This window comes from Actinomadura sp. J1-007 (assembly GCF_009793335.1).
In the GTDB taxonomy this organism is placed as follows: Bacteria; Actinomycetota; Actinomycetes; order Streptosporangiales; family Streptosporangiaceae; genus Spirillospora; species Spirillospora yumaensis.
The window spans coordinates 2,062,066-2,087,119 of the sequence record NZ_WING01000001.1; the positions used below are offsets into that span (position 1 = coordinate 2,062,066).

Annotated in this window: 24 protein-coding genes and 2 pseudogenes; 8 read left to right on the plus strand and 18 right to left on the minus strand. The window is 68.8% G+C overall.

The window, feature by feature from the left end; genetic code table 11:
- Positions 1-512: 512 nt before the first annotated feature.
- The 3 genes from GEV43_RS09340 to GEV43_RS09350 are packed head-to-tail and all read left to right on the plus strand — an operon-like array spanning position 513 to position 2,715.
- Positions 513-1,367: a MinD/ParA family protein gene (locus GEV43_RS09340; RefSeq protein ID WP_160820344.1), complete on the plus strand. Its 855-nt coding sequence runs from the start codon at positions 513-515 to the stop codon at positions 1,365-1,367.
- Complete coding sequence (locus GEV43_RS09345; RefSeq protein WP_160820345.1) at positions 1,364-1,687, plus strand: hypothetical protein; 324 nt, start codon at positions 1,364-1,366, stop codon at positions 1,685-1,687. The genes GEV43_RS09340 and GEV43_RS09345 overlap by 4 nt, the downstream gene beginning before the upstream one ends.
- Positions 1,688-1,725: 38 nt before the next feature.
- Positions 1,726-2,715, plus strand: coding sequence for a DUF6177 family protein (locus GEV43_RS09350; protein WP_160820346.1), 990 nt, complete (start codon positions 1,726-1,728; stop codon positions 2,713-2,715).
- A gap of 254 nt (positions 2,716-2,969) precedes the next feature.
- Here GEV43_RS09350 and GEV43_RS09355 read toward each other — a convergent pair whose 3' ends face one another.
- The 5 genes from GEV43_RS09355 to GEV43_RS09375 all read right to left on the minus strand — a co-directional run bounded on the left by GEV43_RS09355 (position 2,970) and on the right by GEV43_RS09375 (position 5,977).
- A complete protein-coding gene (locus GEV43_RS09355) occupies positions 2,970-3,266 on the minus strand; it encodes a hypothetical protein (protein ID WP_160820347.1) in 297 nt (98 codons plus the stop codon).
- Between the two features lie 23 nt (positions 3,267-3,289).
- The gene (locus GEV43_RS09360; protein ID WP_160820348.1) at positions 3,290-4,051 is read right to left on the minus strand and encodes a hypothetical protein; all 762 of its coding nucleotides are present in this window, start codon (positions 4,049-4,051) and stop codon (positions 3,290-3,292) included.
- A gap of 11 nt (positions 4,052-4,062) precedes the next feature.
- Positions 4,063-4,398, minus strand: a complete 336-nt coding sequence (locus GEV43_RS09365) for a hypothetical protein (protein WP_160820349.1) — start codon at positions 4,396-4,398, stop codon at positions 4,063-4,065.
- A gap of 37 nt (positions 4,399-4,435) precedes the next feature.
- Positions 4,436-4,780, minus strand: a complete 345-nt coding sequence (locus GEV43_RS09370; RefSeq protein WP_160820350.1) for a hypothetical protein — start codon at positions 4,778-4,780, stop codon at positions 4,436-4,438.
- Positions 4,781-4,843: 63 nt separating this feature from the next.
- Entirely contained in the window at positions 4,844-5,977 is a 1,134-nt protein-coding gene (locus tag GEV43_RS09375) for a S8 family serine peptidase (RefSeq protein WP_160820351.1), read from the minus strand.
- Positions 5,978-7,168: 1,191 nt separating this feature from the next.
- Here GEV43_RS09375 and GEV43_RS09380 point away from each other — a divergent pair.
- Positions 7,169-7,375 carry a hypothetical protein gene (locus GEV43_RS09380; protein ID WP_206681106.1) on the plus strand — a complete coding sequence of 69 codons (207 nt, stop codon included), beginning with the start codon at positions 7,169-7,171 and terminating at the stop codon, positions 7,373-7,375.
- Between the two features lie 76 nt (positions 7,376-7,451).
- Here the strand turns inward: GEV43_RS09380 and GEV43_RS09385 are convergent, their stop codons facing one another.
- The 6 genes and pseudogenes from GEV43_RS09385 to eccD form a co-directional block, all read right to left on the minus strand.
- Positions 7,452-7,745: a hypothetical protein gene (locus GEV43_RS09385; RefSeq protein ID WP_160820353.1), complete on the minus strand. Its 294-nt coding sequence runs from the start codon at positions 7,743-7,745 to the stop codon at positions 7,452-7,454.
- A 225-nt stretch (positions 7,746-7,970) separates the two neighbouring features.
- On the minus strand, positions 7,971-8,264 hold the full coding sequence (locus GEV43_RS09390; protein ID WP_160820354.1) for a WXG100 family type VII secretion target: 294 nt from the start codon (positions 8,262-8,264) through the stop codon (positions 7,971-7,973).
- 32 nt (positions 8,265-8,296) lie between these two features.
- Positions 8,297-8,611, minus strand: coding sequence for a WXG100 family type VII secretion target (locus GEV43_RS09395; protein ID WP_160820355.1), 315 nt, complete (start codon positions 8,609-8,611; stop codon positions 8,297-8,299).
- A gap of 620 nt (positions 8,612-9,231) precedes the next feature.
- On the minus strand, positions 9,232-9,468 hold the full coding sequence (locus tag GEV43_RS09400) for a hypothetical protein (protein WP_160820356.1): 237 nt from the start codon (positions 9,466-9,468) through the stop codon (positions 9,232-9,234).
- Positions 9,469-9,781: 313 nt separating this feature from the next.
- Positions 9,782-11,023 (minus strand): annotated as a pseudogene (gene eccB, locus GEV43_RS09405) (type VII secretion protein EccB); the annotation flags it as partial.
- Positions 11,024-11,108: 85 nt separating this feature from the next.
- Positions 11,109-12,500, minus strand: a complete 1,392-nt coding sequence (eccD, locus tag GEV43_RS09410; protein ID WP_160820357.1) for a type VII secretion integral membrane protein EccD — start codon at positions 12,498-12,500, stop codon at positions 11,109-11,111.
- Positions 12,501-12,718: 218 nt separating this feature from the next.
- On the opposite strand from eccD, the gene GEV43_RS49805 reads away from it, so the two are divergent.
- Together GEV43_RS49805 and eccCb are read left to right on the plus strand one after the other, a co-directional pair.
- Positions 12,719-13,315: a hypothetical protein gene (locus GEV43_RS49805; RefSeq protein ID WP_241682839.1), complete on the plus strand. Its 597-nt coding sequence runs from the start codon at positions 12,719-12,721 to the stop codon at positions 13,313-13,315.
- Positions 13,316-13,350: 35 nt separating this feature from the next.
- Positions 13,351-16,689 (plus strand): type VII secretion protein EccCb, encoded by a 3,339-nt coding sequence (gene eccCb, locus GEV43_RS09415; protein ID WP_309240008.1) that lies wholly within the window; start codon positions 13,351-13,353, stop codon positions 16,687-16,689.
- Positions 16,690-16,753: 64 nt separating this feature from the next.
- Here the strand turns inward: eccCb and GEV43_RS09420 are convergent, their stop codons facing one another.
- From GEV43_RS09420 to GEV43_RS09440, 5 genes are all read right to left on the minus strand, one after another.
- Entirely contained in the window at positions 16,754-17,221 is a 468-nt protein-coding gene (locus GEV43_RS09420; RefSeq protein WP_160820358.1) for a MarR family winged helix-turn-helix transcriptional regulator, read from the minus strand.
- 146 nt (positions 17,222-17,367) lie between these two features.
- Positions 17,368-18,483, minus strand: a complete 1,116-nt coding sequence (locus tag GEV43_RS09425; RefSeq protein ID WP_160820359.1) for a S8 family serine peptidase — start codon at positions 18,481-18,483, stop codon at positions 17,368-17,370.
- 422 nt (positions 18,484-18,905) lie between these two features.
- On the minus strand, positions 18,906-19,673 hold the full coding sequence (locus GEV43_RS09430; protein WP_160820360.1) for a hypothetical protein: 768 nt from the start codon (positions 19,671-19,673) through the stop codon (positions 18,906-18,908).
- Positions 19,670-20,008 (minus strand): PadR family transcriptional regulator, encoded by a 339-nt coding sequence (locus tag GEV43_RS09435; protein WP_160820361.1) that lies wholly within the window; start codon positions 20,006-20,008, stop codon positions 19,670-19,672. Before GEV43_RS09435 ends, GEV43_RS09430 begins: the two co-directional genes overlap by 4 nt.
- A gap of 38 nt (positions 20,009-20,046) precedes the next feature.
- Positions 20,047-20,799 (minus strand): CPBP family intramembrane glutamic endopeptidase, encoded by a 753-nt coding sequence (locus tag GEV43_RS09440; RefSeq protein ID WP_175250009.1) that lies wholly within the window; start codon positions 20,797-20,799, stop codon positions 20,047-20,049.
- 228 nt (positions 20,800-21,027) lie between these two features.
- Between GEV43_RS09440 and GEV43_RS09445 the strand changes: the two genes are divergently transcribed.
- Both GEV43_RS09445 and GEV43_RS09450 read left to right on the plus strand, forming a co-directional pair.
- Complete coding sequence (locus GEV43_RS09445; RefSeq protein ID WP_160820362.1) at positions 21,028-21,228, plus strand: hypothetical protein; 201 nt, start codon at positions 21,028-21,030, stop codon at positions 21,226-21,228.
- A 433-nt stretch (positions 21,229-21,661) separates the two neighbouring features.
- A complete protein-coding gene (locus GEV43_RS09450) occupies positions 21,662-23,491 on the plus strand; it encodes a protein kinase (RefSeq protein ID WP_309239543.1) in 1,830 nt (609 codons plus the stop codon).
- Between the two features lie 369 nt (positions 23,492-23,860).
- On the opposite strand, the gene GEV43_RS09455 is transcribed toward GEV43_RS09450, so the two are convergent.
- On the minus strand, positions 23,861-24,112 hold the full coding sequence (locus tag GEV43_RS09455; protein ID WP_160824417.1) for a DUF397 domain-containing protein: 252 nt from the start codon (positions 24,110-24,112) through the stop codon (positions 23,861-23,863).
- Positions 24,112-24,932 (minus strand): annotated as a pseudogene (locus GEV43_RS09460) (helix-turn-helix domain-containing protein). Before GEV43_RS09460 ends, GEV43_RS09455 begins: the two are co-directional and overlap by 1 nt.
- Positions 24,933-25,054 lie beyond the last annotated feature (122 nt).

The following is a 25,054-nucleotide window of genomic DNA, read 5'->3' on the forward strand; positions in this document are numbered from 1 at the left end:
AAACACCTCCCGCGCCGCCCGGACCAACCCCTGTCCAGCCCGAAATGCCCTCTACCTCTACAAGCCCACACACAGCGCCTACTGCGATATCCCCGCCTTTGCCGCCCCAGCGCCCCAATGGTCCACCCACCCCAGAAACTCCGCCGGACGAGCCCGCACCACCGCAGTACCGGCCCACACCCGCCCTCACGCCCACGGAGCGCGAATCCGTGCAGGCTCCCGTCTCGGCAACCCACCATGAGCGGAGCCCATCCGAGGAAACCCCGCCCTCGCCCCCAACGGCGACGGAGCATCCGCCGCAGGTTTCCCCACCCAACTCACCTTCCGGCAAGGCCTGGGGTGAGGTCGAGTGGCCGAGCGCACCGAACAGCGCACACGACGCATCGGCACAGCAAGAATCTCAACTCCAACGGCCCGTTCCGCAGCCGAGGCCAACGGCCCCACCCGTCCGAACGCAGGCCACGCCGTATCCCACCGAAGACCTCGTCCGGCGCAATCCTCACGGCGACCCGATGCTGCGCAGGCTCGGGCGGGGGGTGCGCAAGGGCATCGGCGCCTCCGCGGCCGGCCAGACACGCAACCTCGTCCACATCACGGCGCAGCTCGGCGCGCCTGTCCCGTCCTGCCGTCGGATCGCCGTCACCAGCATTCGGGGCGGCGCAGGCAAGTCGACCATCGCAGCCCTGATCGCAGGCGTCATCCGCGCACATCGCGAAGACCGTGTCGTCGCGATAGACGCCGACCCCGGTCTGGGCTCACTTTCCCTGCGGCTCGGTGTCGGCGGTGCCCGTTCGCTACGCGAGTTGGCAACGGCACGCCCCCGCACATGGGACGAGACCGCCGCGTACCTCGCCCATACGCCCGAGAACCTGTGGGTCCTCCCAGCCACTCCCCAGGGCGTCGTGGGCGACGAACTCGACCACGAGATTTTCCGCGCAGGCGCTGGGAAACTCAGCCGCTACTTCTCCGCATCCGTCATCGACTGCGGCGCGGGCCTGGTTTCAGGACTGACACAAAGCATCATCGCTGGCGCCCATGCGCAGGTCTTCGTCGTGCCCGGCACCGGAGACGGCGCCCTGAGCGCGCGCGCCGCGCTGGAGTGGTTCGCCCGGAACGGCTACCGGCCACTCCTTACGCGGACCGTCATCGCGCTCGTCACGCACACACCCAACCCGGACGCCGATGTAGATCGCGCCCGCCAGATGCTAGGAAGCGGCGGCCTACCGGTGATTACCATTCCGTACGACCGCCATCTCGCCGCTGGCATAGCGATCGCTCCCGAACGCCTCGGTACGCCGGCACGCGACGCCGCAACGCACATCGCGGCCGAAGCCTTCGTCCGTTCCCTGTCGGGAGGGGCCGTATGAGCCGTGAACTCATCGTTCTCACCCCGGAACGCCCTGACCTCACCGTCCTCCCCGAGTTCATCGGCGAGGAGCTCAAGATGGTCGGCCTCTACGTCTTCGACACAGCCGACCATCTACTCGTACGAATCCGAGAGCCCATGCTCGTATCCGTTCCCGGCGAGACGGAACGCCTGCTCGACACAGACGTCCCAGCTCCGGCGTGGTGGGTCGAAATCCGCGCGGCCGCAGACCCGCCCCACGCGCGCCTCGTCGCGAGCCGCTGCGCCGAACGCCTAGCGGACTGTCACGGCGGCACGGTCTGGAGCGCCAGCAGTTCCTGAGAACCAACCGCTAACACGAGGAAGTGGGGCCACGAACAATGCCGTACGGGCACGGAAACGTTCCCACTGCCGGCGGAGCGGATGCTCTGACCGACCGCGCCATGGTCGTTCTGCTGGAACGGCCGGTCGTTTCGCTCAGCGCCGACCTGGTCGAAATGCTCGCCGAATGCGAACGGTCCGGCCGCGCCCTCCAGATCGTGACACCCCCAGGCAGCCGGGTGACCCAACCAGTCCGCGCCGCGGCGAACGGGACCCGCGCGCATTGGATCGTCGCTGACGACGAGGACTACTACGAAGGCACGTCGGGACGCCCGATGCGCTGGGACGGCGGCGCTTTCAGCCTGGTACCCGACGCCACCGACTACGCCCCAGGTTTCGTAGCCCGCCCCCGCGCGCCCGCGGGGGTCCATCTCTCGATGACCTTCCAGGCCCGCCACACCCCTGATGCCGTCCTCGGAAGACAGGCAGCAGAACTCTTGCATCTTCTAACCGGCCGAACCCTCATCGGCTGGGGCCCCTCCGAACCGCTGGAACACCCCTGGGACCCCCGCACACTCACATCGTTCGTCCACAACAAAATCCAACGGCACGGCCTCGAAAGACTCATCGCCATAGGCGCCGGCGAACGTCCCGCAATAGCGACCCTCGAATTCTTCCCCCTCGCTCCGCCCGCGAAGGGCATCGCCGAAGTCACGGTGCTCACCGTCGGCTACACCCCGGACGATCCACCGCCCGTCTCCCACATCCCATGGCTAACGGACATGCTCACCACCGAGCATCCGGTCACAGCCCTTCTGGCCCAACTCAGCCCCGGCCCGGCGGACCTCACCTCCGAACCCCGCTGGACCGGCGCGTCCGCTCCCATCGGCATGGCCGCCGCCGGCTCGTACGACGGCCCTCCCGGCTTCACCCGCCAACGCCTCGGCCCCGACCACGCCCCCGTCACCTGGTTCCACCTAGGCGACGGCGAATCCCCCGAATACTGGAAACGCCACCAAACCCTCCTCCACCACCTCCGCACCACCTGACACATACCCACCACTCAAGATAAAAGTCCGATCCTCACAGTGAGCAGACCACGACTAGCAACGACAACACGGCAAGATCAGCAGCGGACTGTTTGGAAATACGGGCCCCGCTTAGATCGAAATCGGTGCGCAGTCGCTGATGCCCCTTCGCCGCGGCGCACCGGTGGCGGCGGACACTAACAAGTTCGCACGCGCGGGTGCGGTCGCGGGCGTCACTGTTTCGCCTACAGTGCTGCGCCGCACCGAGCCGCCGCCTACGAGGACTCGCGTCGCGTTTCGTCTATGAATCTCTGCCCTTGGCTCAGGGCTTCACCCATCTCCTGGTCAGCGAGATTCGCGTGCCAGCTCATGAATTTTTCGATACCGGGCATGAGCGCCTCCCGGTACACTTCAGATTCACCTATCTGCCGTAGCGTGATTTTGCCACCCAATAGATCTTGGACCATTTCACCAAGAACTCCATTCTTGGCGTGGTCAAGCTTACCGATGACTTCAAGGACCTCCTGTTCTGACATGTCCTCTGAATCGGATGCTCCAAGCCCGGCGAACATGCCCTTCCCTCCGACTCGACTGTTTATTTCAAACTGAAATGCTTGTATCCCTGCTGTGGCATGGGTAGACGTTTCAAGTCGCCAGCGTCTCCGGTCAACCCCTGAATCTCCGCAGTTATACCGTTCATCGCGGTAGCCGTCGTCGTCATGACCGCGCTGGCCTTCTCCCATTTTTCAATGCCCTGTTTTATCACCAGCGCCGCGACGCCGGCACCCGCCGCAGTCGCGGTACCGCCGGAGATCAATGAACCGGCCCCTGCTATGGCCGCCGCCCAGATGAAGCGGTCGATGGCCATACGGATGAGGCCAGCGACGACGTCGGCTGCCCGCCACGTCGATTCGGCGGCCTTCTTGTACTGTTCACCGATCTTGACAAGCACATTCTTCAACTCGCTGTGCGCCTGCGAGACCTTGTAGAAGTAAGTGGAAGCAGCATCTGCCGCATTGCCACTCCAGGTCGGATCAAGTTGGCTGTTTCCCCACGCGATATTCATGCCCACAGCCAGCGCCGCGTCGCCAGCGTTGGTCAAAGCCTCCCCGTACTTGTGGATCTTGTCCCAGTCTCCGGCGAAGAACTCAGCACAGGCACCGACGATGTCCTTGCCACAGTAGATCTTGAAAATCTCGTTGATCCACCAGGAAGGGCTCATTGCATCGAAGATGGATGCGGGATTGGCGTACGGGTTGTTGAGTATGTCACCCGTTCCCTGAAAGGACTTCGGTTTGACCAAGTACTTCTGCGGATCATCACCTTGCCGAGCCGTCATCGCATGCCTTTCTTTCACTCTCGGAAACTTCAGTCCTTGAAGTGCGGGGCAGGCCGCTTCACAACGGGCTGGAGGGCATCGACGCGAGCTGCCGCGTCTCGTTCGGCCTTGCGGTAGTAGGTTGCCGTTTTCCTGAGACCGACGGCGGACTGGTCAAGCGAACTGATGTACATGAACAACGTGTTCCCCACCGTCTCGACGACCACTTTATGACTCCAGGCGAACTTGGTGATAAGCCCGTGGTCGTACCAGTGCACGTTATCATTCGAAAGGAGATACGAATTGATGCTCTGGACGTCGTCCTCTGCCCGGTGGATAAGTTTTCCAAATTCCTCGATCTTTGAAGGATTCACCCGGAGGACCATTTTCACTACTTCCCTTGTCCGCTATTCGTTCCCGGCATCAGTACCCTTTTGTCACCAAACCAAGGGTGAGCAGGGCACAGGTGGCGACCGAGAGTAAAAGTCCGACCCGTCTTGCACGTTCCCCCTCGTCGCCCGTTCGGTAGTACTTGATGACAAACAGAACCGCTGCAAACTGAACGAAGAATGCTACGGTGAAAGAGATCACAGCCTGGGAGCTGACCTCAGTGGTGGACGTGTCGGTGAGTCCGAACGACTCCAATAGGACCGAGCAGACATTAATAAAGCAGGCGATGAAGAGCAGGACGACGGCTCCCGCCCAAGGGTTGGTATAGCGATCCCATCGCCCAGTCTCTCTCATGAAGAACCCGCCTTCACCGGACATGTCGCCGACCGTTCATCACTTCTTTTCGGCGTGCTGGCAAACCACTGTCGATCATTGTCAATACTAAACTCTGTAAACGCGCTTCGCACGGCGCCTCAGAATGAGGACCACAGTCACGGCTACGAGACCCGCCGCTATCAGCACTCCCACACCGAAGAACCAGGGGGCACTGCTCTTCTTGCCTGTGTTGCTCGCACTCCGAGGGGCGGGATCTGCTTCGGACTGCGCCGAGCCGCTCTTACCCGAAGGCGGGTTCACACTCAGGCCAGCGTAGACAGGGTTTGGAGAGTCGCGGGGCACGTTCGCCGTGAGAGCGAGGTACGGAATGAGAGCGCCGAAACCTGAGAGCTTGTCGCGCCCAGGCGGATCAACATCCTTCGCGGTGGCCAGCATTCGTTGCACCAGTTCGCGAGCCGACATCTGAGGGAAACGCGCACGAAGCAGGGCGACAACGCCCGACGTCAGTGCAGCTGCCTGGCTCGTGCCGTTGTTATTCCATCCGAACAGGCCATGCTTGTTGATCGATCCCACTGCGACGCTCGGCGCCGCGAGCGCCAACGTGTTCGCCGGTACGCTCTTCCGCCACATCTTTAGATTGGCGTCGACACCGCCCACGGTGACCACACCCAAACAGTTTGCGGGATAGTTGAGGTTCTCTTTCGATGCGCCTTCGTTACCGGCCGATGCCACGACGACAGCATTGTGATCCGCCGCGTACCGGATCGCTTCCTGTAGGTCATCCGGACAGCGAACGCTGTCGCCGCCCAACGAAAAATTGATCACACTGGCACCGTGATCTACCGCATATTTGATCGACAGTGCGAGGTTGTCGTTCTGCAGGAGCGGGAGGATTCGCGCCTCAGGAGCAACGCCCATCATGCCCGTTTCACGGCCCTGCCCTGCGATAAGCGCAGCCATCGCCGTTCCGTGGCCGTTTTTAACGCGATCAAGGTCTCTGCGCCCATCCTCTCCTTCTCGCAGTTTCCCCTTCATGACGACCCCTCGCAGGTCGGGCAGATCCGCTTGGACGCCAGTGTCTACGAGAGCCACGATGACGCCGGTGCCGCGCGTCAAAGGCCAGACCTTGTCCTCGATTTCCCAGGCGTCGAACCACCATTCTTCTGGCCGTGGAGATGGAACGGCCATAGCGGTGGTTCCGTGGGTAAGCAGGACCAGTGCGCAACCGAGGATGCCCATGACCTGTCGACCGAACTTCAACGGCTGGCTCCGCAGGTCGTATAGGCTGCCTTTAGCAGCGAGGATTTCAGTTGCCCTCTCCGATCACTCTCGGCGCGACATCGTCGTCCTCGTTCCAGAGACTTTCTTCATCACTGAGCCAGGACTGACGTTCCCGTTCATGCTCACGGTTCCTCCCCGCCGTTGCTCCCGGGGATCCTCCGACCGCTTGAGTCGGGCCGCCCGCAGCGTTTCTGCCAACGTGGCCGGCGGAGTCCGAATTTGATGGCACGAGAGTTCCGTTCCTGAGCACCGCGCCTTGGGCCGGGCTCCGTCCGCTCTGCAAAGGCGGCTGTGTCGGGTTTCCGCCAATCACTCCCGGTCTACCTCCGCCAGGCCCGAGCGCCTGCCCTGGACGAATGCCTGTGCCGCCACCGATGGGTGGGGTCATCGGCCCCCCAGCTCCTGGAGGCACCGGTTTGGGCAGTGGCCCCGGCCGCTTCGCTCCCCCTTCAGCCGAAGGCGGAGCCAGCGGTCGATAAGGGGAGCCTCCGCCCGGGGACGGGGCAGGGCGCCCAAACCGCCGTTGCCAGGGCCTGGGGTCCCTCCGCCGCCCCCTGGAGGCAGCGGACTGGTCCCGGGGCCATGTGGGATGCTCGGGCCCACTCCCTCAAGGTGGGAGGGCCCGTGGGCGCCGCCAGGGAGAGCTCCGTGCCCTCCCGAGTGTCCGGGCATACCCCCGGGATAACCGCCTCCGCCTCCGCCTCCGGAAAAGTGTGGTGAGTCTCCTGCATCCCCGGGCGCATAAGAGCCACCCGCACCGCCCGCAGGGGACGCGCCAGACCCGTTTGATGTGGCCTCGCCACCCCCTCCACCGCCAGCTTCGGGCGTTGCTCCTACAGGGCCGCCGTAGTCCACCCGACCAAGAGTGACTGATTCTGGAATCTTGGCGTAAGCCTCAGCGAGTCCGGCGTTGGTTCGTGCGAGGTGCTCCTGGGCACGCTTGTCATCTGCGAACGGAGTGAGGTTCGTACTGGGAGGGCCAGGTGCCGGGGCGGTGCTCAGCAGTGCTCCCGCAGGATCGCTCGGCGCCTTCTTCTCTGGCAGTCCGGCTTGGGCCTGCTTGATGGTCGCATGTGCCTGGGACATGGCCGACTGAAACTGTCGGCTTGCCGCGGCGAGCACGTTCGCTGCTTTGCCGAGTTGTTTCACATGGCCGATCCCGAGTTCCTGAGCATCGCCCTGCCAGACGCTTTTCAAGCGCCTGACGTGCTCGTCCAGGCCATTCCCCGCTTCCCGGAAAGCCCGGCCGACCACGTTGTACGCCCATTCGAGACCCTCGAGCGTATCCGCGTTCGCGCCGTGAAGAAAGTTGGCGATCGCGTCGTAGTTGTACTGCGCCGGGTTGCCTTGCCCTAGGGTCCCGGTGCGAACGCCGTGCTCCTCTACTTTCGGGCCCATCACGCCTCGTTCCTCGATGACTGGGTAACCGGCTTCAACGGGTGCGCCATGGCGTCACCCCCGTGGGCGGCCCTGCTTGGCGGCCAGCTCCTTCTGAGGCGGCTTTGGCCGCCGATTCGGCCGCACCGTAGTTCCGCGCGGATTGCTCCACGCGGCTGACCATCGCTTCGTATGCACGGCAGTAGGCGTTGATGGCAGAAACCATGTTCTGGTGCGCCGAATCGACCTTCGGCCCTACTTGCTGCCCGACATCCCAGGTGCCGACCTGGCCGGCGTTGCGCTGGAGCACGGCCAAGGCAGAGTTGAGCTTGGCCAGGTCACTGCGCATTTGGGCGGCTACATGCAGAAGCTGTTCCCGATGGACCTCTACCGGACTCGTTCCCGCGGCGCTCTTGCGGGGCGGCCCGGGGACAGGCCACGTGGACGGGTTCGAGGGGTCGATCGGGGACTGTTGGAACAGGCCCGGGGCAGGAGGCCCGGTGGGAGCTGCTGTGCCGGGTCGGCCGGTTGGTCCTGCGGCGCCATGGTTCTTTCTCCCCGTACGGTCGGCCGGTCAGGCCCACATCGCGGTGTTGGCCTTCTCGGCGCCCAGGTGGATGTCGTGGGAGTCACCGATGGCGCGGCCCATGCCCTGGACGGCGTTGGCCATGCGCTGGGAGGCCATCTTCCACTCGCGGAGCTTCGTCTCGTACGCGCCTCGGGCGTCGCCGTCCCATTCGGCCAGGTGGGTGCGGACCTGACGGTCCAGGTCCTGCAGGATCGCCTCGTACTTCTTGAGGGCGGCGATGAAGTCGGCCTGCCCCGTGGTCATGCCGGCGAAGTTCACGAACGTGTAGTCGGTGCCCATGGTCTACCCCTCAGAATCGTCGGACGAGCAGGTCAGCCGTTGATGGAGCCCTTGAGCTGGTTGACGCGGCCGGTCTTCTGCTCCTCGGCGGCCTGGTACTTCACGCGGGTGTGGACGAGCTTCTCGTGAATCTCGTTGAGGTCCCGAAGAACCTTGGCGAACTCGTTCTCGAACAGGTTGTAGACCTGCGTGAACGCGGCGGCGGACTCGCCCTTCCACGCGGCCTGCAACTGGGCGTGGTGGCCGTTGAGCTGGTTCTTGACCCCGCTGATCTGGCCGTGTGCGTCCTGGACGTTTCCGGCGGCCACCTGCATGTGTTGCCGGTTGACCGATGACTGCTGGGACATCCCAGCCTCCTTGCACGTCGATACCTGCGGCATCACGACGCGCCCCCGCGCATACCAGTCATTTCCCTGTGGCCCCGGTACGGCGACAGACCCCGTGACTCTGAGCAAGGTAAAGCGTAGAGAAAGCCTAGATAGCCTGTCTACTTGTCTTGGCGACAACGGCCCGGGCCAAGGACGTTTCCGGCGCCTTTGACGGCCCGTGACCAGCATGGACGGCCAACAGCTTGGTATTCGGTCGGACCATGTGGCCGGTACCGGACCACCGCAGGCGACGGTTGTGCCACAGCATCATCCAAGGCGCATGAGCTGGAACGCGTCTACTACGACGGAACAGTTGGACCCATACGAACTGCCATGTCGTCCAAGTGGCCCAATCGGGGTCAATTGGTGATGGCGGGTGTGGTGGTCAGAATGCGGCCTGCGGACTCAGGCAGCCGTTGATGGCGTCGGGGTGGTGCTGGATCACTTTGAGACCGTGCTTGGTCATGTCGCTGAGGTGGTCGAGCTCGGTTGCTAGGAAGTCGGCGCGGAGCGCTTCAGTGATCCTTTTTCCTCCTCGGGTGACTTGGTAGTTCTGTGGACGGCGATGGCCTTGACGGGGTGGCTGGCTTGCTGGGGCTTCAGCGGAGCTTGCGGACGATTCGGAAGTTCTTGAGCTGGGCGTTGGCGCGTCGGGTCCGGCGATGACCTGCATGTTCATTCCGTGGCAGCGGTTCGGCCGGGCAGTGCGGCCGGTCGGCCCGCGCACGGTCGCATGCGATGAGCGTGCCGTCCAGCACCAGCAGGTGCAGCCCGTCCTCTTTGACCCTGCGCGGCGCCGCCGTCAGCTTCGGCGGCCACGCCGACAGCAGCGCCACCGCCTCCTGGACATACCGCCAGGCGTGCTCGTCGATATCTCGACCCCGGCCCCGAGCTCGGCGAAGGTGTCGCTCTGGCGCAGGTGGACCAGCGTCAGTGCGGTCAGGATGCGGTCTCTCACCGCGTTCGAGTCGGTATGCACAAGCCTGCTGAGTCCAAGTGCGAGATCGATCAGGCCGCCGGTACCGTCAGCCACCACCCGGCCTAGGGCAGGGCTGGTGTCACAACTGAAAGATTCCTCCGGCATCGCATTCGAATGCCTGTCATGCCTGTCGAGTGCCGTTCGTGGCCGGATCGTGCCGCTGTGGGGCGCTATTTGGTGGGCAGGGGGGTGCGGGCTGCGGGGGCTGTTAGTGCTGGGCCTTCTTTGAAGAGTTGGAAGAGGCTTGCGGGTACGGGGGCCGCGCGGGACGCGGAGTAGCCGAGTTTTGTGACGTCTTCGGGGGTGGGGATCGGGTAGCGGATTCCCTGGTCGGTGAGGAGGGAGAAGGTTTGGGGTCGTTGGCCGGGTACGGAGAGAGTGCCTGCGAACGTGCCGCCGCCTGGCAGGGTGATCCGGTCTGAAGACGCTGCTGGAAGTGTGCCGCCCAGGGTGAAGCGGGCCTCGGTGGAGAACTTGTCCGTTGCGCGATAGACGGCACACAAAGGTGTGGATGCGGCGTAAGGAACGGTTGTAGGCGGGTCCTCTGGGAGATCCCGGCTGTGGAGGTTCGTGCGGGACGCGTTGCCAGCCGCTTGTGCGGGAGTTATGGGCACAGGTTGTCCGGGGCTGTCCTTGCCCGGGCCGGTGTTGTCCAGGAGGAGGCGGGCCTGGGTCTTGGAGATGGCGGATAGGCCGTCCGGCAGTTGGACGTACCAGCGTTCGGGGGTTCCGGCTATGGCGGGGACATTGAAGAGTTGCCCCACGGGGGTGGGCGAGCCGCTGGGGCCTTTGGTCGGTCTTCCCCAGGAGGGGATGGAGGGTGCTTGGAAGTTGGGGCCCTCCGGTAGGCCGTTCAGCCAGCGTTCGTCTACCGGGGTCGGCGAGTCGGCCGTCAGGGCTCGGGCCGCCCTCAGTGTTATGCGCATTCGGGTGTCGCGCCAGACGAGCCAGACTTGCGGGCCTGCTTGGACGAGAACGGCTTGGGCGTCTGTCAGGGGGGTGCCGCCTACGGAACGGGTCGCGGTCAGGGAGACGGTGTGGTTGCGGGTGCAGAGGGACCACGGGGGCTTGGCGGTGGTCTGCGGGAGGGACTCGGGGGCGTTTTGGATGCCGGTTAGGGGGCCTCGGGGGTATTTGGACAGGGATTTTGAGGAGACCAGTTTGCGTTGGATGGTGGTTCCGGACATGGCCAGGCGGGCTGAGGCGTAGTTGAGGAACGGGATGAGTTTGCCCTGGCTGTAGGCGTAGGTGGCGCCGGATTCTTTCTCGATGAGGAGGGTTCCGGGTTTTTCGAGGTTGCGGGCGCCGCCTTTGAAGAGGAGGCCGGAGATGCCGAATCCGGCGGCTACGAGGACGACGACCATGACGCCGCAGAGGGCGCCGACGCCTGTGCGGCGGAGGGGGATTCGGCGGCGCCGGGTTTGCCTTGGAGGAGGGCCAGGGCGACGCGTTGGGTCATCAGGCGGTGGGCCTGGTAGAGGTCCTTGCGCGTTTGCATCAGCCGGCCAGCCCGCGGAGCCAGGTGTAGAGGTTCAGGAGGCCCATCGCCAGGGGGAAGAGGGCGATGATCAGGGTGAGGTCGACGATGTCGCCTGCGCGGCCCCAGAACGGTGACGGTTTGTGGGTGGGGAGGCGTAGGGCCATGACGAGCATGGCCGTCACCGTCAGCAGGGTGGGGACGAGGACGGTCAGGACCGTTGAGGCGGGGGTTGCGGTCGTTGCGGTGTGGAGCGCCAGGGCGGCGAGGCCCGTGAGGCCCGCGCCCAGCATCCAGAGGCGTTGGGGACGGCGCAGGAAGACTCTCGCGCGCAGGAGCAGGACGAGCGAGATGCAGAGGCTCATGGTGGTGGGGAGCCAGCCGTTGGTGGTTATGAGGGCGATTTGAGCGCCGAGGCTCACTAGGGCCACCGCGGCTACGAGGCCCGTTGCGAAGCGGTCGGCTTCGCGTGTGCGGCGCAGGAGGGTGGGGCCGTCGAACGTTTGGCTGCTGCGGAGTTCTTCGGCGTTCTCTGGGACGGGCGGCAGGGGGAGGCGGGCCAGGCGGAAGGCGAGGGACGGGATGAGGGCCGTCAGGGCTAGGCAGAGGGCCGAGGCTGCGGCCGCTGTTCCTTGCGGGTCTAGGTCGAAGCCCTCCACGAGGGCCGTTGCGACGACGCCTAGGAGGGCGGTGAACGCGGCGCCCAGGAACGTCGGGAGGCCCTCGGTGATGGCGAAGGCCGCGATGACCGATGCCAGGGTCACGGCGGCCAGCGCGGCGGCGAGGTGGGGGGCGCCCAGGGAGAGGAGCGGTACGGGGCGGGCCGGGGCCAGGAGGCCCGCGAGGAACGCGTACGGGAGGGCGCTGTAGCCCAGGACCGCGCCCGCGCCGGCGTCGCCCAGGGCGCGTGAGAGGACGGCTCCGGCGACGAGGAGGAGCGTGGCTACGACGGCCGCGGCGATGCTGAGGAGGCCCCATGGGGGGCCTGTCAGGGCCATGCCGACCGCGCCCGCGGTGAGGACGGCGGCGGCGCCGAGGAGGCCGAAGCGGCGGGTCGTCTCGGGGCGCCAGCGGTCGGAGTGCTCGTTGATGCCGGTCGCCACCACGTCGGCGACGTCGTCGAACGTGACTTCGGGGAGTTGTGCCAGGTCGGGGCGGAAGAAGAGGAGTTCGCCGTCGCGGATTCCGAGGGCGGAGAGCGTTTGCGACTCGTCCAGCGGGCCCTCGTCCAGGCGTTGCAGGACCCATCCGGAATGGCGGAGTCCGGCATCGGCCAGATTCTGGCCCGCGACCTGCAACAACGTGGGCAGCATGTGCGCCAGCGGAATATCCGCCGGAAGTGACAGGTCCAGGCGGCGGTGCGGGGCGACGATCACCACGCGGCACAGGTCGGGCCCAGTCGTCGTGTTCACACGGCCTCCGGTCAACGGACGAGATGACCGCACATTCACTACCAGTCAGGACCGTTTCGCGCCACCGGTCCTTGAAGAAGGCGGCCGGTGAAAACAATGACATTTGCGTTCGCGTTCGGATCACTAGGATGGCCCGGCATTGACGGCTGTCAGGGTGATCGGCACCGAGGGTCAAGATCGCTGTGCGGTGGCGGCGCCGCGGGGAAGGGAGCGGGGCTGTGGGGATCGTTCTCGTGCGGCGGCCGGAGCGGCGGCCGCCTCCGGGGCTGCCTGAGGGCGAGATCGTGCTGGAGCCGCCGCCGGAGATCCCCGAGACGGTCTCGCAGGGGTTCGCGAACGCGCTGATGTACGTGCCGATGGCCGCGAGCGGCGGGGCCATGGGGCTGATGTTCATGGGCGGCGCGGGCGGGGCCGGGGGCGGCAACCCGATCATGTGGGTGGCGAGCGGGCTGTTCGTGCTGTCGATGGTCGGCATGGGCTTCGGGCACATGGGGCAGGGCGCGGGCGAGCGCAAGCAGCGGTTGAACGGCGCGCGCCGGGACTACTACCGGTATCTCGACCAGATCCGCGCGCGCGTGCGCAAGGCGGCGGCGCAGCAGCGGGAGGCGCTGGAGTGGAGCGGGCCCAATCCGCGGACGCTGTGGTCGCTGGTGATGTCGCATCGGCTGTGGGAACGGCGTCCGGCGGACGAGGATTTCGGGCAGGTACGGCTCGGACGGGGACGGCAGCGGCTCGCGCTGGAACTGGTGACGCCGGAGACGAAGCCGATCGAGGATCTGGAGCCGATGTGCGCGGGGCGTTGCGGCGCTTTCTGAGGGCGCACGCGACCGTTCCGGATCTGCCGGTGGCCGTGTCGCTTCCGGCGTTCGCGCGGATCGTTCCGACGGGGGATCCGGAGACGGTCCGGTCGATGGTGCGGGCGATGGTGGCGCAGCTCGTCGCCTTTCACACGCCCGATGACGTACGGGTGACGATCTGCGCCTCGGCGGAACGGAGGCGGGATTGGGAATGGGCCAAATGGCTGCCGCATTGCCTGCACGGGAGCCGGCATGACGCCGCGGGGCCGATCCGGCTGTTCGGTCATTCGCTGGCCGATCTGGAGTCGCTGCTTGAGGACGAGATCAAGGACCGGCGGCGGTTCTCGCCGGGCGTCGGGAGTGACGAGCTGCCGTTCCAGGTGGTGATCGTGGACGGCGGCGAGGTGGCGGACTCTCAGATCGGGGCGGACGGCATCAAGGGGGTCTGCGTCCTCGACTTGAGCGGTTCCGTCGCCCCGACGTCGGACGCGACGATGCTGCGCCTGCACGTGACGCCCGACGGCGTTGAGATGCTGGAACGGGACCATACCGGCAAGGACGTTTCGAGCCTGCTGGGGCGGGCGGACGATTTCACGACCGTTCAGGCGGAGGCGCTGGCGTTGCGGCTCGCGCCATTGCGGGCGGGCGCGGCGGACGAGCCGGAGCAGAACGCCCTGGCGTCCAATCTGACGCTGACCTCGTTGCTCGGATTGCGCGGTGCGTACGGGATCGACCTGCGGAGCTCGTGGCAGCCGAGGGCGCCGCGGAACCGTTTGCGGGTGCCGATCGGGGTGGATTCCGAAGGGCGGCCCATCGAGCTCGACATCAAGGAGTCGGCGCAGGGCGGGATGGGCCCGCACGGGCTGCTGATCGGCGCGACGGGGTCCGGTAAGTCGGAGCTGCTGCGGACGCTCGTGCTCGCGCTCGCCATCACGCATTCGTCCGAGACGCTCAACTTCGTGCTGGTCGACTTCAAGGGCGGCGCCACGTTTCTCGGGCTGGAAGAGCTCCAGCACGTCTCCGCGGTCATCACCAACCTGGAGGAGGAGCTTCCCCTTGTCGACCGCATGTACGACGCGCTCAACGGCGAGATGGTGCGGCGTCAGGAACTGCTGCGCTCGGCGGGCAATTACGCGTCGTTGCGCGACTACGAGAAGGCGCGCGAGGGGGGTGCGCGGCTCGCTCCGATGCCGACGCTGTTCGTCGTTCTGGACGAGTTCTCCGAGCTGCTGTCGGCCAAGCCGGAGTTCGCCGACCTGTTCGTGATGATCGGACGGCTCGGACGTTCCCTCGGGGTGCATCTGCTGCTCGCGTCGCAACGGCTTGAGGAGGGCAAGCTGCGCGGGCTCGATTCCCATCTTTCGTACCGGATCGGCCTGCGGACGTTCTCGGCGATGGAGTCGCGGGTCGTGCTGGGCGTGCCCGACGCGTACGAACTGCCGCCGCAGCCGGGGAACGGCTATCTGAAGGTGGATGTCAGCGACATGGTGCGGTTCAAGGCCGCGTACGTTTCGGGTCCCGTCGGCGAGGAGGAACGGGCGCGGGTGTATCAAGGCGGGCGGACGGTACGTCGCCAGATCCTGCCGTACAGCACGGCGTTCATCCCGCCGCCGACCGCTCCCGACGAACAGCGCGCCCAACGGCCCTCAGAGCAGGAATCCGAGGAATCGCTGTTCCGCGCCGTCATCGGGCAGCTCGCGGGGCAGGGGCCCGCCGCACACCGGATCTGGCTGCCGCCGCTGGACGTTCCTCCGGCGGTCGATCAGCTCCTGCCGCCGCTGTCGGTCACCCCCGAGCACGGCCTGACGACCGCCGGATGGGAGGGGCGCGAACGGCTCGCCGCCGTGGTCGGGGTCGTGGACCGGCCGTACGAGCAGCGCCGCGACCCGTTCTGGGTGGATCTGTCGGCGGCGGCGGGGCACGTGGGCATCGCGGGCGCGCCGCAGACCGGCAAGTCGACGATCCTGCGGTCGCTGATCGCCTCGCTGTCGCTGCTGCACACGCCCGAGCAGGTGCAGTTCTACTGCCTGGACTTCGGCGGCGGGACGCTCGGCGCGCTCGCGGGGCTGCCGCACGTCGGCGGGGTGACCAACCGGCTGAACGCCGACCGCGTGCGCCGTACCGTCGCGGAGGTCTCCACCCTGCTCGAACGGCGCGAGCGCGACTTCAACGAGCTCGGCATCGACTCCATCGCGACCTACCGGCGCCTGCGCGCCGCGGGGGAGCTGGACGGCGACGGGTTCGGGGACGTGTTCCTCGTGGTGGACGGCTGGATGACGCTGCGCCAGGAGTACGAGGCGCTGGAGGACGTGGTCACCGACCTGGCGGCGCGGGGGCTCGGGTTCGGCGTGCACGTCGTGGCGACGGCGGGCAAGTGGTCGGAGTTCCGGATGGGCATCCGGGACGTGTTCGGGACGCGCCTCGAACTGCGGCTCGGCGACGCGTACGAGTCGGAGATCGACCGGCGGCTCGCGGAGAACATCCCCGACGGGCGTCCCGGCCGCGGCCTGACCCGCGACAAGATGCACTTCCTCGCGGCGCTGCCCCGCCTCGACGGGCGCGGCACCACCGACGACCTCGGCGACGGCGTCGCGAAGATGGTCGAGGCGGTCGCGGGCGCGTGGCAGGGCCCGCGTGCGCCCGCGGTGCGGCTGCTGCCCGATCTGCTTGCGGCGTCCGAGCTGGCGGACGTCCCGTCGGAGAAGTGGCGCGTGCCCATCGGAATCGACGAGAACAGCCTCGCGGCCGTCACGCTGGACTTCGCCGCCGATCCGCACTTCGCGGTCGTTGGCGACACCGAGTGCGGCAAGTCGAACCTCCTGCGCCTGCTCGCCGAGGGCGTCGTCGCCGGGCACACGCCGGCCGAGGCCAAGCTGATCTTCATCGACTACCGGCGGGCGCTGCTCGACACCGCCGACACCGAGCACCGCATCGGGTACGCCGCGTCCCCCGCGGCCGCCGCCGAGCTCGTCGACGACCTGGTGGACGCGCTGAACGACCGGCTCCCGCCCGCCGACCTCACCGCCGAGCAGCTCCGCGCGCGCTCGTGGTGGAAGGGCTCGGACGTGTTCGTCTTCGTGGACGACTACGACCTGGTCGCGACGGCGGCCAACCCGCTGCTGCCGCTTCTGGACCTGCTCCCCCAGGCCCGCGACATCGGCGTCCACCTCGTGCTGGCGCGGACCATGGGCGGGATGGGCCGCGCCCTGTACGACCCGGTCATCCAGCGGCTCAAGGACATGGCCGCGCCCGCGCTCATCATGTCCGGCAGCCGCGAGGAGGGGCCCCTGTTCGGCGAGGTCCGTCCCGCGCCGCTCCCGCCCGGCCGCGGGACGCTCACCGACCGCCGCACCGGCGCCCGCCTCGTCCAGACCGCCCGCCTGAACGCCTGAACGCCTGAGCGTCTGGACGTCTGGACGTCTGGACGTTCGGCTGCGTGGCGCGGGGCGAACGGCCCTAGACCAGGTCGCTGCCGGTGTTCCGCATCATCTGCTGGAGCACTTTCAGGGTGGTGACGTAGTCGGCGTCGTCGATGCCGTGGTGGATGCGTTCGCGGATCGCGGGGGCGTGCTGCTTGATGTCGAGGCGAGCCTCCTCCCCCGCCTCGGTGATCCAGAGCCGTCCGTCGCCGTCGCGGGTGAGCCAGCCGCGCTCCAGCAGGACCTTCGCCTCGGCCTCCAGGTCGTCCTCGGGCCGGAGGTACGAGCTCATGGCCCGCTGAAGTTCGGGGACGGTCATGCCTTGGCCGTCGGGTGAGATGTCGTTCTTCGACAGGTTGCGGAGCAGCCAGAACTGCGGCTGGGTGAACCCCAGCTCGGCGTGCCGGGCCCGGATGAACGCGATGAGCGCCTCGTACGCCGCTCCGGTCCAGTAGGCGGCCGGCTGCGCCGCGAGTTCGGCGTCGGAGAGCTGCTGGGTCGTCATGTGCGGTGCCTCCTTCGAGTGATCGCTCGTCGAGTGATCGCTGGTGGGAGCACCGTAAAATCTGAAGTTTGGTTGAGGTCAACCGGCCGGAGAGCAGGTCGTCCCCGCTGGCACGGCCGCCCGCGTCGGCCGCCCGCGACCGGGGGTCAGGAACGCGGCGCGCCGATCGTCCCCTGGGTCGGGGGCTCGGCGACCGGGTCGTCCTCGGCGGGACGGGACGAGAGGTCGACGCGGCCGGGGCGCCAGCCGCGCCGCCGCCCCAGGGGAACGATCACGCCGGTGAGCGCGGCGAGGGCGGCGGCGGCCAGCGCGCCGCCCGCCACGGCGGCGGAGACGTCGCGGGTGCGGCCGTCCACCGGGGCGGGCGCGGCGAACGTCGCGGGGGCCGGGGCGGGACGGGGCGCGACGGGCCCGCCGTTCTCGCCCGGGACGACGGCGGTGACGGCCTGCACGGGGTTGACCATGCCGCGTCCCGTTCCGTCGCCGGCGCTGCCGTCCGCCGTCGCGAGGACGCGCCGTACGACCTGGTCCTGCCGCAGGCCCGGGTGGTACGACCGGACGAGCGCCGCGACACCGGTGACGTACGCGGCGGCGAAGCTCGTGCCCTGCGCCTGCGGGTTGTAGCCCGATCCCGTCCAGGCGGCCGGGACGTCCTTGCCGGGCGCGCCGAGATCGACCCGCGACTGGAGGCTGGAGGTCTCGGCGCGGGCGCCGTCGGGGCCGAGCGCGGCGACCGACAGGACGCCCGGGTAGCTCGCCGGGTACGCGGGGCCCGGGTCGCCGTCGCGCTTCTCGGCGTTGCCCGCGGCGGCGACGACCACGGCGTCGCGGTCCTGCGCGTGGCGGACGGCGCGTTCGAGGTCGGGCGAGGGCCGCGCGCGGATCGACACGTTGATCACCTTGGCGCCGCGGTCGGCGGCGCGGCGGATCGCGCCGGGCAGCCGGTCGCCGCCGCGTTCGTCCTCGTCGGCGTTCTGCTGCTTGACGACGAGGAGCCGCACCTCGGGCGCGACGCCGCTGAGGGGGACGCCGCGGCCGGTCAGGTCGCGCCCGCCGATGAGGGACGCGACGGCGGTGCCGTGGCCGAGGCAGTCGCGGTCGCCGGTGCCGGTGAGGTCGACGCGCTCCGACACGCGGCCGGACAGCATCGGGTGGCCGGTGTCGGCCCCGCTGTCGACCACGGCGGCGGTCACGCCCTGCCCGCGCGTCAGCCTCCACACGCGGTCGTACGCCAGCCGGTCGCGCGCCCAGGACCGTCCCATCCGCCCCTGGTAACCGCGCTGCGGATTGCATTCGGGTGTGGGCGGAGGGGGCGGCGGAGCGGAAGTGGCCTTGGAGGGCGACGTGGAACGGGCGGGCGGGCTCGGCTTCTTCGAAGCCTTCGGTTTCGTCGGCTTGCCTGACGGATCGGCGACCGCGCCCCACCCGGCGGCCGCGCTCCGGACCCGTTCAGCACCGGAGACGGGCGCAGACGCGAGGAACGGGGCGTACGCCAGGCAGGCGCCCGCGGCCACCAGTGCGATTCCGCGCATCCGCTGTCTCCCCTGCCCGGCGCCCGTCCGTCCAGCGAACGAATCTAGAGGATCGCAACGCGCCCCGTTGCGTACGAGTCAAGTCCGGTCAGAACGGATCGCGCCCCGTCGGCGCGACGCGCAGGAAGCGGTCAGGATCGCGCGGGACGCGGTCAGGACGAGTGTTCGCGGCGGCGGCTCAGGAGTTGCTGCATGACCAGCACCACGCCCGCCAGAGCCGCCCCGGCGAAAAGTCCCACGACGAAGCCGTTGACCGAGTCGCGGTCGGCGAGCGTGAGCCACAGGACGGCGATGACCGCCAGGCCGCCGAAGTAGGCCGTCATGAACGCGTAGAAGCGACGGCTCCAGTAACGGCGGCGCGCGGGGGCGGCGGGCGGCGCGGCGAGTTCGGCGTCCGGGCCGACGCTGGCCGCTTTCGGACGCTTGAAGTACTCGAAGTACATCCAGGTGCCGCATGGTTCCCAGCCGTCGGGCGCGAGGCGTTCGGTCACGGTCCTGCGCCGGGCCCCGAGGACGGTCTCGCGCCGGTACTCCCAGCGCTGCGGGTGGTGCGGGTCGCGGTGGCTGACGAACCGGCCGAGGTGGTCGACGCGCTCGACCTCCCAGCCCTGGTCGCCGAACTCGTTCAGGCGCGCCCGTTCCTGGAACGCGTCGGCCGTCCAGCGCCAGGTCTCCGCGTCGGGCGCCGGACGGAGACCGCCGGAGGCGCCGTCGGAGGCGTCGCCCGAGGCGCCGTCGGGAGCCGCGCGGCCGGTGAGGCTCCCGGCGAACTCCGCCGCGGGCCCGAACTCCTCCTCCGGATCGGCGCCCGCGTCGGCGACGTACGCGGCCAGGTCGGCGATCGTCCCCTCCACCTCGTCGGCGGGGACGCCGTCCGCGCGGAGCCGTTCGGCGAGGTCCTCGAAGTAGGGCGCGCTCATCGGATCCCTCCCTTGGCGAGGACGGCGCGGACCGACCCGTCGAACGCCAGCCACAGCCCGCCCTGCTCGGCGAGGGTGGCGCGGCCGTCGTCGGTGAGGTGGTAGTAGCGGCGGCCGGGCCCGCGGTCGGCGACGCGGAACTCGGCGGCGACCAGCCCGGCCTCCTCCAGCCGGTTGAGGACGGGGTAGAGGGTGCCGCCCTTGATCTGGCCGAGTCCGGCCGCGGCCAGCGTCTTGGCGATCTCGTAGCCGTAGCTCTCGCCCTCGGTGAGGCTCGCGAGGACGAGCAGGTCGAGCACGCCCTTGAGCCAGCTCGCGCGGCGGTCGGCAGCCATGGGCCTCATCTTCACGGGGATACAGGTAGCCAAGCAATCTAGCCAGCGATCCGGGCCGGGGCGAACGGCTCGGCGGGGCGGCGGGCGGGCGCGGGCGTGAGGACCAGCCCGCGGACGTCGATGAGGATGTGCGCCACGATGGGCGCGAGCAGGCTGCCGGTCGCCAGGTAGAGCGAGGACAGCAGCCAGCCGACCGCCGCGACCGCGGCCATCCCCTTCCAGCCCTGGTAGAGGTGGCCGAGGGTGAAGACCGCGAGGGCGAGCACGGCGGCGGGGCGCGGGTCCAGGCCGAGCGCGCCGACGCCGAGCGCGATCAGCAGCCCGCGGAAGACGATCTCCTCGCAGACGCCGGCGGTCACGGCCATCGCGAGCGCGTGGCCCCGTTCGGCGCGGGTCCGCGGCAGCAGCTCGGCGAACGCGTCCTGGCCGGGCACCCTGCGTCCGGAACGGGCCCAGCGGCGCAGCGCCAGCGTGCTGACCAGGATCGCGACGGCGACGCCGGTGACCGTTCCGAGCGCGCCGCCCATGTCGTCCGGCGCGGTGAGGCCGAGGTCGGACGGCTCGACGCCCGGCGAGGCGAGCAGGACGGCCCCGACGACCGCGACCCACGCCCACGAGCCGCCGATCCACCGGGCGTACAGCCTGGTCAGCGCCTTCGGGTCGGTGTCGCGCGTGCGCCGGAGCCGCTCGTACGACCGCTTGCCGTGGAGCGCCTCGCCGACCGCGAGGTAGGCCGCCAGCGCGACGGCCAGGGCGAGCCCGAGGGCGGAGAAGTCCGGGGAGATCCGCATCGCGTCCACCGTCCGTTCACAGAGGTCTACTGAACGACCTAGACGCTACATCGAGCTAGATAGGAATACAAACTAGATAGCCGTGCCGGATCCAGCCCCGGGCAAAAAACGGAGGGATCACTCGGAATAGCGCCCGGGATCTTGCTGTTGCAACTAAGCGTGCGACGCGCGGTACGCCGGGTATCCCCGTGCCGACCCCCCGCACGAACCGACCCCAAGGAGGCAACGGTGCGCAGCAGCATCCTCAGACCCCGAGCCCATTCCGAACGTTCCGCCCACAAGCAGGTCAAGACGACCTCGCTCCGCGCCCTCGCGGTGGCCGCCCGCCTCGAACGCGAGCATGGGGACCACGCCCCGGAGGGCCCACCGGGCCATGACGGCGGCCGGGCGGACGGCCGTCCCACGCGACGGAACCCCGACCCGGCCTGACCCCCGTCCCCCGACGACCGTCCCTCCGCCCCCCGCGCGACACCCGGGAACCACCGTGAACCCGCGGACCGTCGCCGACCGGCGGCTCGGACGGCCCTGACACCCCGGCCGCGCAAGCGGGCGGCGACCCACGACGGAACGATTCCGCCAGTGGAGCTGGCCGCTTCCGGCCGCACGAAGAAGCCTCCGGCTGATCACCCGATCAGCCGGAGGCTTCTCTCTTTGCAGCGGCCCCGACGGGAGGCCGCCTCAGAGGCGCGCGAACGTACGGAACGGATCAGGCGCCGGGACGTCCCCGCGCCGGAAACCGCGCGCCGACCAGCGCTAACGGAATCGCTTACCCCCTCAGGACCCCCCGCACACCTCAGAGCAAATACCATCTTGTGACCAGAAGTCTGCTACGCAGGTGCTGAAAGCGACGGAAGCGAGTGGTGTGACGGACAGGACGATGCCGGACGCCCACCCTCTGCGGTCGGGCGATCCGACCGAGCTGGGCGGCTACGAGATCCTGGGCCGGCTGGGCGAGGGCGGGCAGGGCGCGGTGTTCCTGGGCCGCCGGGCGGGCGGCGCGGGCGAGGCCCCGCGCGTCGCCGACCACGTCGCGATCAAGCTGCTGCACGCCGGGCTGACCGGCGACGACTCGGCGCGGGCGCGGTTCGTCCGCGAGCTGGAGGTCGCCAAGGCCGTCGCGCGGTTCTGCACCGCGCAGGTCCTGGACGCCGACGTGGCGGGCGACCAGCCGTACATCGTCAGCGAGTACGTGCCGGGACAGTCGCTGCACCGGATCGTGCGGGCCGAGGGCCCGCGCACGGGCGGCGCGCTCGAACGGCTCGCGGTCAGCACGCTGACCGCGCTCATCGCGATCCACCAGGCCGGGATCGTGCACCGCGACTTCAAGCCGCACAACGTCATGATGGGCCCGGACGGCCCCCGCGTGATCGACTTCGGCGTGGCGCGCGCCCTCGGCGCGGCGGGCGAGACGCAGAACGTCGGCACGCCCGCGTACATGGCGCCCGAGCACTTCACCGGCGGCGAGGTCGGGCCGGCCGCCGACATGTTCGCCTGGGGCACCACGATGGCGTTCGCGGCGAACGGGCGGCCCGCGTTCGGCAACGACGAGATGGCGTCGGTGATGCACCGCATCCTGACCGGCGAGCCCGATCTCGGCGACCTGCCCGACTCGCTGCGCGAACTCGTCCTGGCGTGCCTGCACAAGGAGCCCGCGCAACGTCCCACCGCGCGCGAGGCGCAGGAACGCCTCGTCGGCGCGGCGACGGGCACGGCTCCGTCCGCGCAGCCGCTGCCGCCGCTGCCCGCGTTCCCGGTGGGCAACGCGCCGGTTCTCCCCGGCCAGGCCCCCGCCGCGCCGGGCGTTCCCGTGATGCCGAGGCCGCTCGGTTCCTCGACGGACCCGGGCGCCATGGCGGGCGCGGTCCTGCCGCCCGACCACGGCACCGACCCCGGCGGCGCGCGGGGGAGCACGAGCCCGCAGCCCGCCCCGTTCGGCGACGGAACGACTCCCCCGCCGAACGTTCCGCCGTTCCCGCCCCAGGCGACGCAGGCGCCCGGCTACGGCCGGCCGCCGAACCGCGGCGCGGGCAAGCGGATCATCCCGGTGGCCGCGGCCGTGGCCGTCCTCGCCATCGTGGCGGGAGGCTCGGTGTGGGCCGCGACCCGTCCGGACGACGGCGGGCACGAGCGGCGCACGGCCGCCGACCAGCCGGCGCAGGACGGCCCCGCCGAAGCCGCTCCCGGCGCCCCGGCGACGGACGGCAAGAAGCCGTCCGGACGTCCCCCGGGCGGCAAGGGCGGCGGGCAGAAGGGCGGCGCGTCCAACGGCCCCGCCCAGCCCAAGCGGCCGGGACAGCCCGAGAAGTCGGTTCCGGCCAAGGGCGGCGGCGGACGGGGCGGCGGAGGCGGCCCGGCTCCACAGGAACCGGCCAACAAGTACTCCCCGCAGGCCGTCTGCAACAGCGGAGGCCACGGCGGCGGCTACTACGTGCAGCGTTCGGTGTCGGGTTCCGGCGGGATCGCCTACCTGCTCTACAACAGCTCGGGCTACAACTGCGCGGTCACGCTGAAGACCCGCGGCGTCGGCAAGGCGTCGCCGGTGTCGGTGTGGATCCAGCGCAGCGGCGGCGGCAGGATCGGCGACAGCGGCTCGTTCGACTGGTACGCGGGCCCGGTGTACGTGTCGGCCGCCAAGAAGTGCGTCCGCTTCGGCGGCAACGGCGCCACCGCCCCCTACGGCAACTGCGGCTGAACACCCACACGCCAGGACCGCAAGGCCGTAGCGCGCCAAGCCGTCAGGAGCGCGCGAGCGCCAGGGCCGCGAAAGCGTCAAAGCGCGAGAAGGCCAGGAGCGTGCGAAGGCCAGGAGCGCGAGTGCGTCCGGCCGCGGGCGCAAGGAGCGCGAGTGTGTCAGGGCCGCGGGCGCAAGGAGCGCTAGTGCGTCAGGCCGCGGGTGCAAGAAGCTCGAAAGCGCCAGGACCGCGGGCGCAAGGCACTTGCGAGCGCCGAACGGCTTAAGAGGGGTTGGGGAGAGAGGTCGCGCGCGGGGAGAGTGGCGCGCGGCGAGCCGGGCGGGATTCCGGCGGAATCCCGCGGCGGCTCGTTAGCGGGGTTCGGTGGATCAGTTGTGGGAGGCGATCAGGTGGTCGAAGTCGCCGTCCTTGGCTCCAAGGATGAGGGCTTCGATCTCGGGGCGGGTGTAGATGAGGGCCGGGCCCTCGGGGTGCCGGGAGTTGCGCATCGCGACCCGCCCGCCGGGCAGTTCGGCGATCTCGACGCAGTTCCCCTGGGAGTTGCTTCGCTGGGACTTCTGCCACCGCGCCCCGTGGAGCTTGGTGGCGGGCATCCCGTTGTCGTAGTCGGTCTTGAGCATCATGTCTCTCTGAGAAGATCACCGAGAAGCTCGACGGTGCGTTCCGGGGTCGCACTGTCGACGCACAGGCGTTCCATCGCCTGCAAGTACGTGTCGACGTCGTCTCGCTTGTCCAGGTACATCGCGCCGGTGAGGTTCTCGACGTAAACCACGTCCGGCAGGTCCTGCTCGGGAAAGCGCAGGATCGAGAAGGCTCCACCCTCGGCCGCGTGACCGCCGAACCGGAACGGCATGATCTGGATGGTGACGTTGGGCAGCTTGGACATCTCGATGAGATGCTCGAACTGGCCCCGCATCACCTCCGGACCTCCGATGGGACGCCTGAGCGCCCCCTCGTCCAGCACCGCCCAGAGGCGGGGCGCGTCCGGGCCCGTGAGGCGCTCCTGGCGTTGCAGGCGCAGCTCCACGCGCTGGTCGATCTCGTGTTCGGCGGCTCCGGCGTTGCCCAGGCGGATCACCGCACGCGCGTACCCCTCCGACTGCAACAGCCCCGGGACGAATTGCAGCTCGTACGTGCGGATCAGCGCCGCCGACTCCTCCAGGCCCACATAGGTCTGGAACCAGCCGGGCAGGACATCGTTGTACCGGTGCCACCAACCGGGGTGTTGGCCTCCCGCGCGAGCTGTAGCAGCGCGCCGCGTTCGGTCTTGTCGCCGACGCCGTACAGCGTGAGCAGGTCGTCAACGTCGCGTTCCTTGAAGCTGACGCGTCCCAGTTCCAGGCGGCTGATCTTGGACTCGGACGCGCGGATGACATAACCGGCGTCCTGCCGGGTCACGCCCTTCGCCTCTCGAAGGCGTCGGAGCTGTGAACCGAGCAGGATCCGGCGAACCGTCGACCCGGTTCCCGGCGTCTCAGGAGTCACGCCCAACCTCCCGGCTAGATGGGGGACAGCCAACTTCTTTCTCCGGCGTAGCCGGAAAGCGTACTCAGTGTGCCACT

Bases quoted from the DNA above. Each gene is read 5' to 3' on its own strand.
- GEV43_RS09340 (WP_160820344.1), top strand. From the start codon at position 513: ATGCTGCGCAGGCTCGGGCGGGGGGTGCGCAAGGGCATCGGCGCCTCC.
- GEV43_RS09345 (WP_160820345.1), top strand. From the start codon at position 1,364: ATGAGCCGTGAACTCATCGTTCTCACCCCGGAACGCCCTGACCTCACC.
- GEV43_RS09350 (WP_160820346.1), top strand. From the start codon at position 1,726: ATGCCGTACGGGCACGGAAACGTTCCCACTGCCGGCGGAGCGGATGCT.
- GEV43_RS09355 (WP_160820347.1), bottom strand. From the start codon at position 3,266: ATGTTCGCCGGGCTTGGAGCATCCGATTCAGAGGACATGTCAGAACAG.
- GEV43_RS09365 (WP_160820349.1), bottom strand. From the start codon at position 4,398: ATGGTCCTCCGGGTGAATCCTTCAAAGATCGAGGAATTTGGAAAACTT.
- GEV43_RS09370 (WP_160820350.1), bottom strand. From the start codon at position 4,780: ATGTCCGGTGAAGGCGGGTTCTTCATGAGAGAGACTGGGCGATGGGAT.
- GEV43_RS09375 (WP_160820351.1), bottom strand. From the start codon at position 5,977: ATGGGCATCCTCGGTTGCGCACTGGTCCTGCTTACCCACGGAACCACC.
- GEV43_RS09380 (WP_206681106.1), top strand. From the start codon at position 7,169: ATGGCCGATCCCGAGTTCCTGAGCATCGCCCTGCCAGACGCTTTTCAA.
- GEV43_RS09385 (WP_160820353.1), bottom strand. From the start codon at position 7,745: ATGCGCAGTGACCTGGCCAAGCTCAACTCTGCCTTGGCCGTGCTCCAG.
- GEV43_RS09390 (WP_160820354.1), bottom strand. From the start codon at position 8,264: ATGGGCACCGACTACACGTTCGTGAACTTCGCCGGCATGACCACGGGG.
- GEV43_RS09395 (WP_160820355.1), bottom strand. From the start codon at position 8,611: ATGTCCCAGCAGTCATCGGTCAACCGGCAACACATGCAGGTGGCCGCC.
- GEV43_RS09420 (WP_160820358.1), bottom strand. From the start codon at position 17,221: ATGACGACCCAGCAGCTCTCCGACGCCGAACTCGCGGCGCAGCCGGCC.
- GEV43_RS09425 (WP_160820359.1), bottom strand. From the start codon at position 18,483: ATGGGACGGTCCTGGGCGCGCGACCGGCTGGCGTACGACCGCGTGTGG.
- GEV43_RS09430 (WP_160820360.1), bottom strand. From the start codon at position 19,673: ATGAGCGCGCCCTACTTCGAGGACCTCGCCGAACGGCTCCGCGCGGAC.
- GEV43_RS09435 (WP_160820361.1), bottom strand. From the start codon at position 20,008: ATGGCTGCCGACCGCCGCGCGAGCTGGCTCAAGGGCGTGCTCGACCTG.
- GEV43_RS09440 (WP_175250009.1), bottom strand. From the start codon at position 20,799: ATGCGGATCTCCCCGGACTTCTCCGCCCTCGGGCTCGCCCTGGCCGTC.
- GEV43_RS09455 (WP_160824417.1), bottom strand. From the start codon at position 24,112: ATGCTCAAGACCGACTACGACAACGGGATGCCCGCCACCAAGCTCCAC.